This window comes from Acidovorax sp. NB1 (assembly GCF_005405905.1).
Taxonomy (GTDB): domain Bacteria; phylum Pseudomonadota; class Gammaproteobacteria; order Burkholderiales; family Burkholderiaceae_C; genus Acidovorax.
In genome coordinates this window covers 317,698-331,542 of sequence record NZ_BJHU01000057.1, presented here as the reverse complement: position 1 = coordinate 331,542, position 13,845 = coordinate 317,698, and the positions used below count along the sequence as shown (strand labels likewise).

At 65.0% G+C, this 13,845-nt stretch carries 11 protein-coding genes; 8 read left to right on the top strand and 3 right to left on the bottom strand.

Going from position 1 to position 13,845, the window contains the following annotated elements; genetic code table 11:
• The 6 genes from AvAM_RS24175 to AvAM_RS24150 all read left to right on the top strand — a co-directional run.
• A partial coding sequence (locus tag AvAM_RS24175; protein WP_283202048.1) for a SwmB domain-containing protein occupies positions 1-1,352 on the top strand: 1,352 nt, incomplete at its 5' end.
• A gap of 65 nt (positions 1,353-1,417) precedes the next feature.
• Positions 1,418-2,173 (top strand): hypothetical protein, encoded by a 756-nt coding sequence (locus AvAM_RS24170; protein ID WP_137749439.1) that lies wholly within the window; start codon positions 1,418-1,420, stop codon positions 2,171-2,173.
• A 106-nt stretch (positions 2,174-2,279) separates the two neighbouring features.
• On the top strand, positions 2,280-4,007 hold the full coding sequence (locus tag AvAM_RS24165) for a type I secretion system permease/ATPase (protein ID WP_137749438.1): 1,728 nt from the start codon (positions 2,280-2,282) through the stop codon (positions 4,005-4,007).
• 27 nt (positions 4,008-4,034) lie between these two features.
• On the top strand, positions 4,035-5,780 hold the full coding sequence (locus AvAM_RS24160; protein ID WP_137749437.1) for a type I secretion system permease/ATPase: 1,746 nt from the start codon (positions 4,035-4,037) through the stop codon (positions 5,778-5,780).
• A 49-nt stretch (positions 5,781-5,829) separates the two neighbouring features.
• Positions 5,830-7,188: an HlyD family type I secretion periplasmic adaptor subunit gene (locus AvAM_RS24155; RefSeq protein ID WP_137749436.1), complete on the top strand. Its 1,359-nt coding sequence runs from the start codon at positions 5,830-5,832 to the stop codon at positions 7,186-7,188.
• Positions 7,189-7,277: 89 nt separating this feature from the next.
• Positions 7,278-8,549, top strand: a complete 1,272-nt coding sequence (locus tag AvAM_RS24150; RefSeq protein ID WP_249368365.1) for a TolC family outer membrane protein — start codon at positions 7,278-7,280, stop codon at positions 8,547-8,549.
• A 111-nt stretch (positions 8,550-8,660) separates the two neighbouring features.
• On the opposite strand, the gene AvAM_RS24145 is transcribed toward AvAM_RS24150, so the two are convergent.
• The 3 genes from AvAM_RS24145 to AvAM_RS24135 all read right to left on the bottom strand — a co-directional run bounded on the left by AvAM_RS24145 (position 8,661) and on the right by AvAM_RS24135 (position 12,287).
• On the bottom strand, positions 8,661-10,178 hold the full coding sequence (locus AvAM_RS24145) for a CoA-acylating methylmalonate-semialdehyde dehydrogenase (protein ID WP_137749434.1): 1,518 nt from the start codon (positions 10,176-10,178) through the stop codon (positions 8,661-8,663).
• Between the two features lie 79 nt (positions 10,179-10,257).
• Positions 10,258-10,896 (bottom strand): DJ-1/PfpI family protein, encoded by a 639-nt coding sequence (locus AvAM_RS24140; protein ID WP_137749433.1) that lies wholly within the window; start codon positions 10,894-10,896, stop codon positions 10,258-10,260.
• Between the two features lie 29 nt (positions 10,897-10,925).
• Positions 10,926-12,287, bottom strand: coding sequence for an aspartate aminotransferase family protein (locus AvAM_RS24135; RefSeq protein ID WP_137749432.1), 1,362 nt, complete (start codon positions 12,285-12,287; stop codon positions 10,926-10,928).
• Between the two features lie 230 nt (positions 12,288-12,517).
• On the opposite strand from AvAM_RS24135, the gene AvAM_RS24130 reads away from it, so the two are divergent.
• Positions 12,518-13,408, top strand: a complete 891-nt coding sequence (locus AvAM_RS24130) for a LysR family transcriptional regulator (RefSeq protein WP_137749459.1) — start codon at positions 12,518-12,520, stop codon at positions 13,406-13,408.
• Between the two features lie 94 nt (positions 13,409-13,502).
• Positions 13,503-13,808: a flagellar basal body protein gene (locus tag AvAM_RS24125; RefSeq protein ID WP_015016359.1), complete on the top strand. Its 306-nt coding sequence runs from the start codon at positions 13,503-13,505 to the stop codon at positions 13,806-13,808.
• Positions 13,809-13,845 lie beyond the last annotated feature (37 nt).

Genomic DNA, 13,845 nt, shown 5'->3' with positions numbered 1-13,845 from the left:
CTTCAGCCAGCGCCAATGGCGCCAGCCTGGTGCTGACCTACACCGACGCCAGCGACCTGGACGCCGTCAACCCGCCAGCTACAGGCGCCTTCGCCGTGGTCTCCGGTGGAATCGCCAACACCGTGACCGGCGTGGCCGTGAACGCTGCCGCTAAAACCGTCACCCTGACCCTGGGCACCCCGGTGGATTATGGCCAGAGCGTCACCGTCGCCTACACCGACCCCACGGCAGGCAACGACGCCAACGCCATCCAGGACATCCAGGGCAACGACGCAGCCAGCCTGGGCGTAACCACTGTCACCAACAACACACTGGATACCACCCCCCCGGTGGTGAGCACAGCCACCGTCAACGGCAATCAACTGGTGCTGAGCTACACCGAGGCGACCACACTGGACGCCGTGAACACCGCGCCCGTTGGCGCCTTTGCGGTGACGGCGGGAGGCTTTGCCAATGCTGTCACCGGCTTAGCTGTCAACGCAGCCGCCAAGACCGTCACCCTGACCCTTGCATTCGTTGTGGGAGCAGGCCAGACCGTCACGGTCGCTTACACCGATCCCACAGGCGGCAACGACACCAATGCTGTCCAGGACGCAGCAGGCAATGACGCAGCGAGCTTCGCCGCGCGGCCTGTGACCAACCTCACCCCCGCAGACCCCGACCCGACCCCGGTTCCCCCAGTGCCTACGCCTAACCCGGTACCCGGAGTGCCGGACAACGACGGAGTACCTAACGCCATAGAAGACCTGACCCCAGGGATCCCTGGCCCCGGTGGCACCACAACCCCCGGGGACGGCAACGGAGACGGCGTCAGGGACAGCGAACAGCCGGGAGTGGCCTCGACAGGCTTCGTGCTCAGCCCCACAGGGCAGAGCAACCCCGGAAGTGCGCCACCCACCTTCACGACGCTGGTGGCCAGCAGCACCAATGGCAAGGTGGGCAGCGGCAACGACAATGCACGCATCACGAGCCTGATGCAAAAGGATGCACCGACGGGGCTGCCAGCGGGCCTGCAAATGCCGATAGGGCTGGTGAGCTTCACGGTGGAGCTTGGAGCGGGCAAGACGGGAGAGAACTTCAGCCTGTACGTAGACCCGGCGCTGGGGGTGAACGGCTACTGGAAGCAGGACAGCCACGGGCAATGGGTGAACCTTGCGAGCGAGCCGTACGGGGGCAAGATGGTGATGGAAGGGGGACGGGTAAGGCTGGACTTCCACATCGAGGACGGAGGGCAGTTCGACGCGGACGGCAAGGCGGACGGCATCATCACGGACCCAGGGGCGCCAGGGCACATGGCGCTGTCCATCGTGGGGCTGGCGCCGGATGTGGGATCCCATCCTTTCTGGTTCTGAGTAGCCCCGCATACTGGCAACAGCCTCATCCTTACAGATTTGACAACATGAAACGGAGAACATCGATGACAACCAACATGCTCATGGCGGCACCTCGGTACGCTTTGCGCAAGCTGCCTGCAGCAGCACTCGTCCTGAGCGGCCTGCTGGTGGCTTGCGGAGGCGGTGGTGGGGGCGATGCTTCCGGCCCCACCATCGACCCCGCCCAGCTCAAGGGACGCTGGGTCACCGCTGCAGGCGTGGCACCGGCCACGACCGCCGTGGTGGTGCCCGAGGCCAACGGAACCGCCAGCGCCTGGCTGTTGGCCCAGGACGCCAGCCGGCTGGTCAAGCTGGTGGTGCGCAGTGACAGCAGCGCCAACGGGAAAAGCTACGCGCTGGGGCAAGCCAACGCCACTGGCCAGGCGGTGACAGGCCAGGTCAACGCGGCACTTGCGGCCAGCCCCAAGACGATTGCATTCACGGGCCTGAACACGGGGACCCTGACCCAGAGCGATGCACTGGCCACGCCGGCCGTCCAGACGGAAGTGCAGGGCAACTGGAGTGCCACATTGGGAGGCAATGCCCAGACCGTGCAGTGGAGTCTTGCGGCGACCGGCAGCATGACAGGGAGCTCGACCACGGGGTGTTCTTACACGGGCAACGTAGCGGCGATGGCCAGCACGGCTGCGTACAGCGTCAGCTTCAACGAAAGCTGTGCGGACGGGAGCAAGACTGCATTCAGTGGGGTGGGTACGCTCAACGTGGCCAAGAATGGGCTGACGGTGGTGGTGACGAGCGCGGACGAGACCCGAGGGACTGCGGTCTTCTTCGCAAAGTAATTTCACAGACAATTAAAACCATCCCAGGGCCTGGCTTTGCATTGGCAAATGCCGGGCGTTTGTACTGTGTGCACAGAAGCGTACACATTCACCAGATCTTTTCCGCATGTCCGTATCTGCAGCGCCATCCGAAATCCACCAGGCTCTGGCAAGGCTTACGCCCTATTTTTGGCGGGCTCTCTGCCTGAGTGTGCTGGCGGGGCTTCTGGTTCTGGCGCCTACTGTCTACATGTTCGAGGTGTACGACCGCGTGGTGAACAGCCGCAACGCCATGACCCTCGCCATGCTGACGCTGGCCGTGTTTTTGGCCATCGGTGTGATGGAAGTGCTGGAATGGGCTCGTTCGGAAACCTTGCGTGAGGCGGGTGCGGCCCTGGACCGTGCGTTGGCCCCCCGTGTTTTCACAGCCATTCATGCTGCGCATCTGAGGCAGGGGGGGGCTGCGGGAGCCCAACCCTTGATGGATTTGCGGGCCGTGCGTGACTTTTTTCACGGACCTGCACTGGGGGCTGCGATGGAAACGCCGGTGGCCCTGGTGATGTTGGTTCTTCTGTTTGTGATTCATCCACTGCTGGGGTGGGTATCCCTTGCTGGTGCTCTGCTTCAGGTTGGACTCTCGTGGCTGAACGAGCGCAGCACCAGTCCAGCCTTGCTGCGGGCCAATCAGTCGGACATGGGCGCGCGGGCCTATGTGGATGGCACCTTGCGCCACAGCGACGTGATTGCGGCCATGGGCATGGAGAAAAACATGCGCCGCCGCTGGTTGGCACAGCACGAGGAGGGTCTGGGATTGCAGTCACTGGCGTCTGACCGTGCAGGGGTGTTGCAGGCGCTGGGCAAGATGCTGCAGACGACTTTGTCGTCGGCGCTTTTGGGCTTGGGTGCCTGGCTTTTGATGCATGACCAGTTGCTCGGCGGGCCTGGGATGCTGATCGTGGGGTCGGTGCTGGGCGGGCGTGTACTGGCGCCTCTGGTGCAAATGGTGTCGCAGTGGCGTGCGGTGGTGCAGGCGCAGGCTGCATGGGGGCGGCTTGGGCAGCTTCTGGAGCGGTTGCCGCCCCCTGTGCAGGGGATGCCACTGCCCAAGCCACGGGGGCGTGTGACGGTCGAGAGCCTGGTCGCAGGGGCTTCTGCTGGTGCACCGCCTTTTGTCAAAGGGGTTGCCTTTTCATTGCAACCGGGGGAAGTGCTTGCGGTCCTGGGCGCGTCTGCTGCGGGCAAGACCACCTTGGCCCGCATGCTGATGGGGCTGTGGCCTCCCGTGGCGGGCAGCGTCCGGCTGGACGGAGTGGATGTCAGTGTGTGGAACAAGGCGGAGCTGGGGCCCCACGTGGGTTATGTGCCGCAGGACGTCGAACTGTTGGAAGGCACGCTGGGCGAGAACATCGTCCGCTTTGGCGAGGTGGACGAAAAGGCCATGGTGGATGCCGCACAGGCGGTGGGTGTGCACACCTGGATCACATCGCTCCCACAAGGTTATGCCACCCCTGTGGGGGCGGCCGGCGTGATGCTCTCCGGCGGGCAACGCCAGCGAATCGCGTTGGCACGTGCTCTCTATGGCAATCCGGTTTTTGTCGTGCTGGACGAGCCCAACGCCAGCCTGGACGAGGATGGCAATATCGCATTGAGCCGGGCCTTACAGGAGTTCAAGGCCCGGGGCACCACTTTTGTGGTGATGACCCATCTGCCCAGCGTGCTGGCGGTGGCGGATAAATTACTCATCATGCAGGGTGGGGGGCAGCAGGCCTTTGGCCCCCGAGATGATGTGCTGGCGGCATTGCGAAATGCTTCTGCGGGTACTCCGGCTGCCGCCATCGCGCCGCGTGCCGCCTGATCCCCTTCTTCCAACCCAACTGACACCATGTCCATCAGCGGATTTTTCTCGCGCAGCGAAATCACCCAGGCCCTGCGTAGCCTGCAGCGTGAATGGGTCGTGATCGCAATTTTCAGCATGGTGGCCAATCTGCTCATGCTGGCACCCACGCTGTACATGCTGCAGATCTACGACCGTGTGCTGGTCAGCCGCAACGAGCTCACCTTGCTGGTGGTCTCGCTGCTTATCCTGTTCCTGTTTGCCGCCATGGCATTTGCGGAATGGGCGCGGTCCCGGCTGCTCGTGCGCGCGGGGGTGCGTCTGGACCGGTTGCTGGGGGAGCGTGTTTTCTCGGCAGGTTTCGCGCGCAGCGTCCGTGAGGGCGGGGGAAGCCCTGGCCAGTCGTTCACGGACCTGACGGAGGTGCGCCAGTTCCTGACGGGCCCCAGCATTTTTGCCTTTTTCGATCTGCCATGGGCCCCTATCTACATCGGGGTGCTGTTCTTGCTGCACCCCCTGCTGGGCGCCGTGGCCGTGGTCTTTGCTCTGATCCAGGCCGCCTTGGCATGGCTGGGGCACCAGCGCACGGTGGCGCCTTCCGAATCCCTGGCCAAGGCGCAGGGCCGGTCGCATGCCTACCTGAATGGCAAATTGCGCAATGCCGAGGCGGTTGAGGCCATGGGCATGTTGCAGCAGTTGCACCACCGTTGGGCGTTGCTGCAAGCGCGCTATGCCGAACTGCACGCGGCAGCCCAGGGCCTGACGCACCGCATCACGGCCTGGAGCAAGTCTGTGCGTTATGCGCAGCAGGCGCTGTCGTTGGCGGTGGGTGCTTTGCTGGTGATCGATGGCCAGCTATCGGCCGGAGCCATGATTGCTGCCAACGTGCTGATGACCCGCGCCTTGGCTCCGATTGACCAGGTGGTGAGTGCGTGGCGCGGCTTTTTGGGGGCCCGCGCGGCCTTCTTTCGGTTGGAGCAACTGCTGCAAGAGCATCCGCCGTTGCCCAAGATCTCTGCAGCCCCGCGTCTGCAAGGGGATGTTCAGCTGCGCGATGTGCATGCCACTGCGCCGGGGCGGGTGACGCCGATTCTTCAGCAGGTGGACCTGCATGCTCCGCCGGGTTCGCTGACGGTGGTGTTGGGCCCCTCGGGTTCCGGCAAATCCACGCTGGCGCGCGTGCTGGTGGGAGTCTGGCCCGTATCGCAGGGAGAGTTGTTGTTTGATGGCCAGCCCCCCACCGCCTGGAGCCATGAGACCTTGGGCCCTCAGGTAGGTTACCTGCCACAGGATACGGTTTTGTTCGGCGGGACGATTGCCGAGAACATCGCACGTTTTGCAGCGGTGGATTCTGCCAAGGTCATTGCTGCGGCCCAATGCGCGGGCCTGCATGAGATGGTGCTGAGATTCCCCAAAGGCTATGACACGCCGATTGGAGAGGGCGGGCGCTTGCTTTCGGGGGGGCAACGCCAACGCATCGGACTGGCCCGGGCTCTGTACGGTGATCCAGCGCTCTTGGTGCTCGATGAGCCCAACGCCCACCTGGACGACGTGGGCGAAGCGGCCTTGCTCGGGGCCATGCGCCAGCTCAAGGAGCGCGGCAAGACCGTCGTGATGGTGACGCATCGGGCGGGAGTGCTTGCACTTGCAGATCAGGTGCTGGTTCTGCAGGACGGTCAGGTACAGCTGAAAGGCCCGCGTGACGAAGTCCTGGCGCAGCTGCAGGCGGCACGCCAAGCCCCCTCCCCTTCAGCTGCTGGGTCTTTGCCTGCCCCGCAGCCGCTGCCCGCCTGAACGCGCTGTGCGCATTCGATACGAGCGAACATTTTCTGAACATCCGCCCATGGCCCACACTGAACCCTTGAAACAAGCACCTTCGATCTCCTCACTGCCGGGAGCCCGATCGGCGCCCCTGCCTCCCTCGGATACCGGGCGTGCGGCGCGCACTGGGCTGTGGGTGCTGGGCCTGGGCCTGGGGGGATTTTTGCTGTGGGCGGCTGTTGCTCCCCTGGACGAGGGGGTGCCCAGTCAGGGCGTGGTTGCGATCGACACCAAACGCAAAGCGGTGCAGCACCTCAGCGGGGGCATCGTCAAGCAGGTCTTTGTGCGCGAGGGTGACGTGGTGCAGGCGGGGCAACCGTTGATATCTCTGGATGACGCGGTGGCCAAGGCCAACTACGAGGCGGTCCGCCAGCGGTACCTGGGTTTGCGGGCGGTCCAGGGGCGGTTGCTGGCCGAGCAATCGGGTGCTGCCGCCATCGTGTTTCACCCGGACTTGCAGGCTGCGGTGGCAGACCCGCTGATTCAGCAGCAGATGAAGAACCAGGAGCAACTGATCCAATCGCGGCGCGCGGCACTGCGTGCGGACCTGCAGGGCATCGAAGAGAGTATCCAGGGCCAGAACGCCTTGCTGCAGGCCTATGCGGGCATGCTGACCAGCCGACGTGGGCAACTGGCATCGCTCGAAGAGGAGCTGCGCCATACGCGCGAGCTGGTTAAGGAGGGCTACTCCCCCCGCAATCGGCAACTGGAACTCGAACGCATGGTGGCTGATTCCAACCTGGCCATCACGGAGTTGCTGGGCAACACGGCGCGCACGCAGCGCACGGTCGGGGAAATGCGCCAGCGGGCCCTGGCCCGGCAGCAGGAATACCGCAAGGAAGTCGAGACGAACCTCGCAGACATCACGCGGGAGGTGCAGTCAGATGCCGACAAGTTCACCGCGCTGAAGGCCGATCTGGATCGCACCGAAATCCGTGCGCCCGCTACTGGCCAGGTGGTGGGCCTTGCGGTGCAGACCGTGGGGGCGGTGGTCCAGGCGGGGCAGCAGCTGATGGGCATCGTCCCTCCTGATGAGCCTTTGGTGCTGGAGGCCCGTATTGCCCCCCACCTGATCGACAAGGTGCGCCCGGGCCTGCATGCCGATGTGCGTTTCAGCGCGTTTGCCCACTCGCCGCAACTGGTGGTGCAGGGAGAGCTGGCCTCGGTCTCTGGGGATCTGCTGACGGATGCACAAAGCAACCAGACCTATTACCTTGCGCGGGTCAAGGTCACGCCGGATGGTATGAAGACGCTGGGCGCACGCCACTTGCAGCCAGGCATGCCGGCCGAGGTGGTCATCAAGACCGGCGAGCGCACCATGCTGACCTATCTGCTGGGCCCCTTGCTCAAGCGTGTGTCGGGCTCCCTGAAGGAAGAGTGAGCATGCTAGCTTTTTCTTCCTCGCCGTCGAACGCCTTGCGGGCGGTTTCGCTCTCCGTCTTGGCGGTATGCGCAGGACCTGCCTGGTCCATGGACCTCCAGCAGGCATACCAGGCAGCATTGCAGCAGGACGCCACCATTCGAGCCGCCCGTGCGGCCGCCGATGTAGGGGATGAGCGGGTAGAGCAGGCCAAGGCCATGCGCTACCCCAATGTGGCATTCAGCGCAGCTCGCAACCGCAACGACCTGAGCAACACGCAACGCAACGTCCTGGGCCGGTCGGTGACCGTGGATGAAAACTACACCAGCCACAACGCCACCTTGACCCTGCGCCAACCTGTCTACCGCAAGTCACTGTCAGTAGGGCTGGAGCAGGCCCATCAGATGCGCGCTGAAGTGGGCGCGCAGTTGGACCGGGAGCTACAGAGCCTGGGAGTGCGCGTGACCGACGCCTACCTGCAGCTGTTGCTGGCGCAAGACCAGCTGGCCCTGGCGCGTGCGCAGAAGAACACCACCACCACCCAGTTGGACGCCGCGCGCAAGCTGCTGGTGGCGGGCAGTGGCACGCGCACCGACATCGACGAAGCCCAGGCCCGACTGGACATGGCCGTGGCGCAGGAGTTGGAGATACGGCAGCAGCTGGACTACGCGCGCCGCCAGCTGGAGACACTGGTCAACCAGCCAGTGGAGACGCTCAGCCCACTGGATGAGGCCAAGTTCGCAGCCTGGACGCCCGAACAGCGCAGCGTGCAGGACTGGCTGGCCCTGGCAGAAGACAGCAGTCCTGAAATCCGGCAACAGAAAGCGCGGCTGGATGTGGCCCGGCTGGAGATCGAGAAGGCCCGCACCGGGCATCTCCCTACGCTGGATGCCGTGGCCCAATGGACGCGCAGTGGCAGCGAGAACGTCACCACGCCCAGCTCCAGCTATACCAACCGTGTGATTGGCCTGCAGCTGAACATGCCCCTGTTTGCGGGTGGCTATGTCAACTCCACGGTGCGCCAGGCGGTGGCGGAGCAGGTGCAGGCCCGCGAACTGCTGGAGGCGGCGCGCCGGGACCTCAGCCTGCGCATCCACACCGAGTTCCGGGGGGTCAGCGAAGGCCGCCTGCGCATCCTGGCGCTGGAGCAGGCTGCACGGTCCGCCACGCAGTTGGTGGTGTCCAGCCGCCGCTCGTTTGAGGGTGGTGCCAGAACCCTGGTGGACATCCTGAACGCAGAGCAGCAAAAAGAGCTGGCCCTGCGCGACCTGGCCCGGGCGCGTTATACCTACCTGGTGTCTTGTGTGCGCCTCCAGGCCCTGGCCGGCGGGGATCGGGATGGCAGCATTGCTGCTGTGAATGCACTGCTCAAGGCGCCCTGAGTCCACATTGCGGGAGCGGCGAGTAGAAAAAGCCCCCTGCTCTGTGAGGTGCAGGGGGCCAGCGCGTGAATAAGTTCTGTGCAACGTCTGGAGCGCTGTGGCGCCCCGCGCTCAGCGGCTGCTCGGAAAGCTGAACACCGCCCCCTCACGCACGCCAGCCGACGGCCAGCGCTGCGTGATGGTCTTGCGCTTGGTATAGAAACGCACGGCGTCCGGGCCGTAGGCGTGCAGGTCGCCGAACAGGCTGCGCTTCCAGCCGCCGAACGAGTGGTAGGCCACGGGCACGGGCAGGGGCACGTTCACGCCCACCATGCCGACCTGGATGTGGTCGGTGAAGTAGCGGGCGGCCTCGCCGTCGCGGGTGAAGATACAGGTGCCGTTGCCGTATTCGTGGTCGTTGATGAGCTGCATGGCTTCCTGCAGCGTCTTCACGCGCACCACGCCGAGCACGGGGCCAAAGATTTCTTCCTGGTAGATCTTCATGCCGGGCTTGACGTTGTCGAACAGGCAGGCGCCCAGGAAGTAGCCTTCTTCATGACCGGCGACCTTCACCGAGCGACCGTCCACCACCAGCGTGGCGCCCTCGGCCACGCCGCTGTCCACATAGGCCTTCACCTTCTCGAAGTGCGGCTTGGTGACCAGCGGGCCCATGTCGTTGCTGTTGTCGGTGCCGGGGCCGACCTTCATCTTGGCGATCTCGGTCTTCAGGCCCGCGATCACCGCGTCACCCACTGCGTCGCCCACGGCCACCAGCAGCGGGATGGCCATGCAGCGTTCGCCGCACGATCCGTAGGCCGCGCCCATCAGGGCGCTCACGGCGTTGTCCACGTCCGCGTCGGGCATGAGCACGGCGTGGTTCTTGGCGCCGCCCAGGGCCTGCACGCGCTTGCCGTGCTTGCAGCCTTCGGCGTAGATGTACTCGGCAATGGGCGTGGAGCCCACAAAGCTCACCGCCTTGACGCGCGGGTCTTGCAGCAGCGTGTCCACGGCCAGCTTGTCGCCGTTGACCACGTTGAGCACGCCGGGCGGTAAGCCTGCCTCCAGCGCCAGTTGTGCGATGAACAGGGTGCTGCTGGGATCGCGCTCGGACGGCTTGAGCACAAAGGTGTTGCCACAGGCCACGGCCATCGGCCACATCCACAGCGGCACCATGGCCGGGAAGTTAAAGGGCGTGATGCCGGCAGTGACGCCCAGCGCCTGGAATTCGGACCACGAGTCAATCGATGGACCGACATTGCGGCTGTGCTCGCCCTTGAGCAGTTCGGGCGCGTAGCTCGCGTATTCCACGTTCTCGATGCCGCGCTGCAACTCGCCGTGCGCATCGGCCAGCACCTTGCCATGTTCCGCTGTGATCAGGGCGGCGATCTTGTCGGCGTTTTCTTCTAGCAGCACCTTCAGCTTGCTCATCACGCGGGCGCGCTTCAGCGGCGGCGTGTTGCGCCAGGCGGGGAAGGCGGCCTCGGCGGAGGCGATGGCCGCTTCGACCGTGGCCTGGCTGGCCAGCGCCACGCTGGTGGTCGATTGGCCGGTGGCGGGGTTGAACACCGGCTGCGTGCGCTCGGTGTCTGCAACGAGCTTGCCGTCGATCAGGTGGCCGATGGTGGTGGTGACGTTCTTGTCGTGGTTCATGGTGATTTCAAAGAAAAATTGCCGTTTCCGCGCACTGGGTGTGTGCTGATAGCTATAAAAAAGTGAGTAAATACGCTGTCTATGCCACTGCGGGTGCCGCTGCCTGGGCCTTCAGCGTTGGTAGCACGTGGGCCATGGCGCGGTCGATGAATTCCTGCTTTTCGCCCACCGGGGCAAAGTAGTGCAGCACCTCGCGCGCCGCGTCCAGCCCCTTGAGGCGGGCCAGCAGCCACGCCACCAGGTACTGCGACGCCAGGCAACCGCCCGCCGTGGCCACGTTGCCGTGGGCCGCAAACGCGCGGGGCACCACATCGACGCCCGACTCCACCACCCAGGGCTTGCTGGTCAGGTCCGTGCAGGCGGGCGTGCCGCTGAGCAGGCCCAGGCGGCTGAGCAGGAAGGTGCCCGAGCACTGCGCCGCCAGCAACTGGCGTTCAGGGTTCAGCGCACGCAGCTGCTCCATCAGCGCCGGGGTGTTCGCCACCTCACGCGTCTTCATGCCGCTGCCCACCAGCACCGCATCGGCCTGGGCCAACTGGCTCAGGTCTTCGTGCGCGTCGATGGTGAGGCCGTTCATGGACGTGACGCGCGGCGTGGGGCTCGCAATGCGCACCTGCCAGTCTGTGTCGCCCAGCAGCGCGATGCGGCTGAGCATGCCAAACGCCACCAGCGAGTCGAGGTCGTTGAAGGCGTCGAAGGTGAGGATGGAAATGCGCATGGAAGGGCTGACAGGCTGGCGAAGGACGCTCAGGCGGTTTCTTGCAGGGCGTCGCCCAGTGCGCTGATCAGGCGGTCGATTTCGGCCTGGGTGCTGATGAAGGGCGGTGCCAGCTGGATGGTGTCGCCACCGTAGCGCACATAAAAGCCCTTCTTCCAGCAGTTCATCGCAATCTCGTACGGGCGCTTGGCGGGCTCGCCGGGCAGCGCTGCAATGGTGAAGCCTGCCGCCAGGCCAAAGTTGCGGATGTCGGCCACATGCTTGGCGCCCTTGAGGCTGTGCACGGCGTTCTCAAAGTACGGGGCCAGCGCTTTGACGCGGCCGATCATGTCTTCCTTTTGCAGGATGTCGAGCGCCGCAATGCCCGCAGCGCAGGCCACGGGGTGGGCCGAGTAGGTGTAGCCGTGTGGGAATTCGAGCATGTACTCCGGCCCGCCTGCCGCCATGAAGGTGTCGTAGATCTCCTTGGTGGCCACCACGCCGCCCAGCGGCTGCGCGCCGTTGGTGACTTGCTTGGCAAAGTTCAGGATGTCGGGCGTCACGCCAAAGGCCTCGGCACCCGTCCAGGCGCCGCTGCGGCCAAAACCGCTGATCACTTCGTCAAAAATCAGCAAGATGTTGTTTTGTGTGCAGATCTCGCGCAGGCGCTGCAGGTAGCCCACCGGCGGAATCACCACGCCGGCCGAGCCCGAGAAGGGCTCGACGATCACGGCAGCGATGTTGCTGGCGTCGTGCAGCGCAATCACTTCCAGCAGGCGGTCGGCCAGCTCCTTGCCCGTGGGCGGCATGCCCTTGTGGAACGAGCCCGCAGGTGGCTGGGTGTGGGGCAGGTGGTCGGCCTCCACGCCCTGGCCAAACAGCTTGCGGTTGGCCACGATGCCACCCACCGAGATGCCACCAAAGTTCACGCCGTGGTAGCCCTTTTCGCGGCCGATCAGCCGCGTCTTGGTGCCCTGGCCCTTGGCGCGCCAGTAGGCACGCGCCATCTTCAGCGACGTGTCGGCCGACTCGGAGCCCGAGCCGGTGAAGAACACGTAGTCCAGACCGGCTGGGGTCAGCTCCTTCACGCGGTTGGCCAGCTCAAACCCCAGCGGGTGGCCGAACTGGAAGGCGGGTGCGTAGTCGAGCTTCATCGCCTGCTTGCCGATGGCCTCGGCGATCTCGCGGCGGCCATGGCCCAGGCCAGCGCACCACAGGCCTGAGAGGCCGTCAAAAATCTTGCGACCGTCCGCATCGGTGTAATAGGCGCCGCTGCCCTCCACGATCATGCGTGGGTTGGCCTTGAACTGGCGGTTGGCCGTGTACGGCATCCAGTGCGCGTCCAGCCACTCGGCGTCCATGCGGGGGCCTTCGGCACCGGCGGCGGGTTTTTCGATGTTGACGAAGCTCATGGGGTTCTCCAGTGCAAAGGCGGCGACAAAAGGGCGAGAAAAGCAAAGTTGCCCCAGCGGCCTGGGGCTTGACGTAGGGCATTGTTGCGCCGCCTGTTAATCTCTCAAATAATCCAATATCAATGTTTACTTGACGATTTATGCAAGTAAAAGACCCCGCTCCAACCCCCCAAATCTCCGTGCCTGCCGCACCGGGCAAACACCGCGCCGTGCTGGGCCAGCTCAGCGACATGGACTTGCGGCTTCTGCAGGTCTTCAAGAGCGTGGTGGAGTGCGGCGGCATGTCGGCCGCCGAGCTGGAACTGAACATCGGCACCAGCACCGTCAGCCGCCACATCAAGGACCTGGAAGCCCGCCTGGGCCTCACGCTGTGCCGCCGGGGGCGGGCGGGGTTTGCGCTGACGGCCGAGGGGCAGCGGGTGTATGACGAAACCCTGCGCCTGCTGGCCTCGGTGCGCAGCTTTCGCGACAGCGTGGACGACATCCATTCGCGCATGGGCGGGCAGCTGGCCGTGGCGGTGTTCGACAAGACCGCCAGCAACCCGGCCGCCCGCATTGGCGAGGCGATTGCCGCCTTCACCGCCCAGGCGCCCGATGTGCAGTTGCAGCTGCATGTGGGCTCCATCAACGCCATCGAGCGCGGCGTGATCGACGGCAGCTACCAGGTAGGCATCATCCCCGCGCACCGCAGCTCGCAAAGCCTGGCCTACGCCGACCTGTTTGGCGAGACCATGCTGCTGTATTGCGGAGCGGGCCACCCGCTGTTCGGGGCGGCTGCGCCCCCGGCCGACTGGCACGCCGTGCGCGGCTACCAGTTTGCGGGGCTGGGCTACCACTCGCCCAACATGGAGCTGAGCCACCAAGCCCGGCTGCAGCGCGCGGCCACGGGGTTTGACCAGGAGTCCATCGCCACGCTGATCCTGTCGGGCCGCTTTCTCGGGTTCTTGCCCGACCACTACGCCGAAGCCTTTGAGCGCCAGGGCCGCATGCAGGCGGTGAACCCGGCGCTGTTCCACTACCACTGCCAGTTTGTGAGCCTGATGCGCCGCTCGCCCGCGCCCGCCCGCGCGGCCCAGGCGTTTGCGCAATGCCTGGAAGACGCGCACCGCCCCGGTCGCTGACAGGGGCATTGCGGGGCTGCGGCTTGCCAGCGGCCGTGGCGAGGCGGACAATTCGACTTCTTTGCAACATTGTGTGACATCGGGAGCAGCGCCCATGGCCAGTATTTCCTCCATCGGCAGTTCAGGCCTTCAGGCCGCCCAGTTGCGGCTGGACGCGTCGGCCAACAACGTGGCCAACATGAACACCCCCGGTTACCGCCGCGAGGTGGTTGCACAAGAAGAAGTGGCCGAAAGCGCCGGCGTGCGCGCCACCGTGCAGCGCGAACAGGACGCCAAGGGCGTGGCGCTGGAGCAGGAAGCGGTGGAACAGATGTCCGCCACCTACGCTTTCAAGGCCAATCTGCAGACCATCAAAACGCAGGACGAAATGATGGGCTCCTTGCTGGATGTGAAAGCCTGAGCCGAGGCTTGTCCAGCGGTTCTCTTCTCTGCGCACC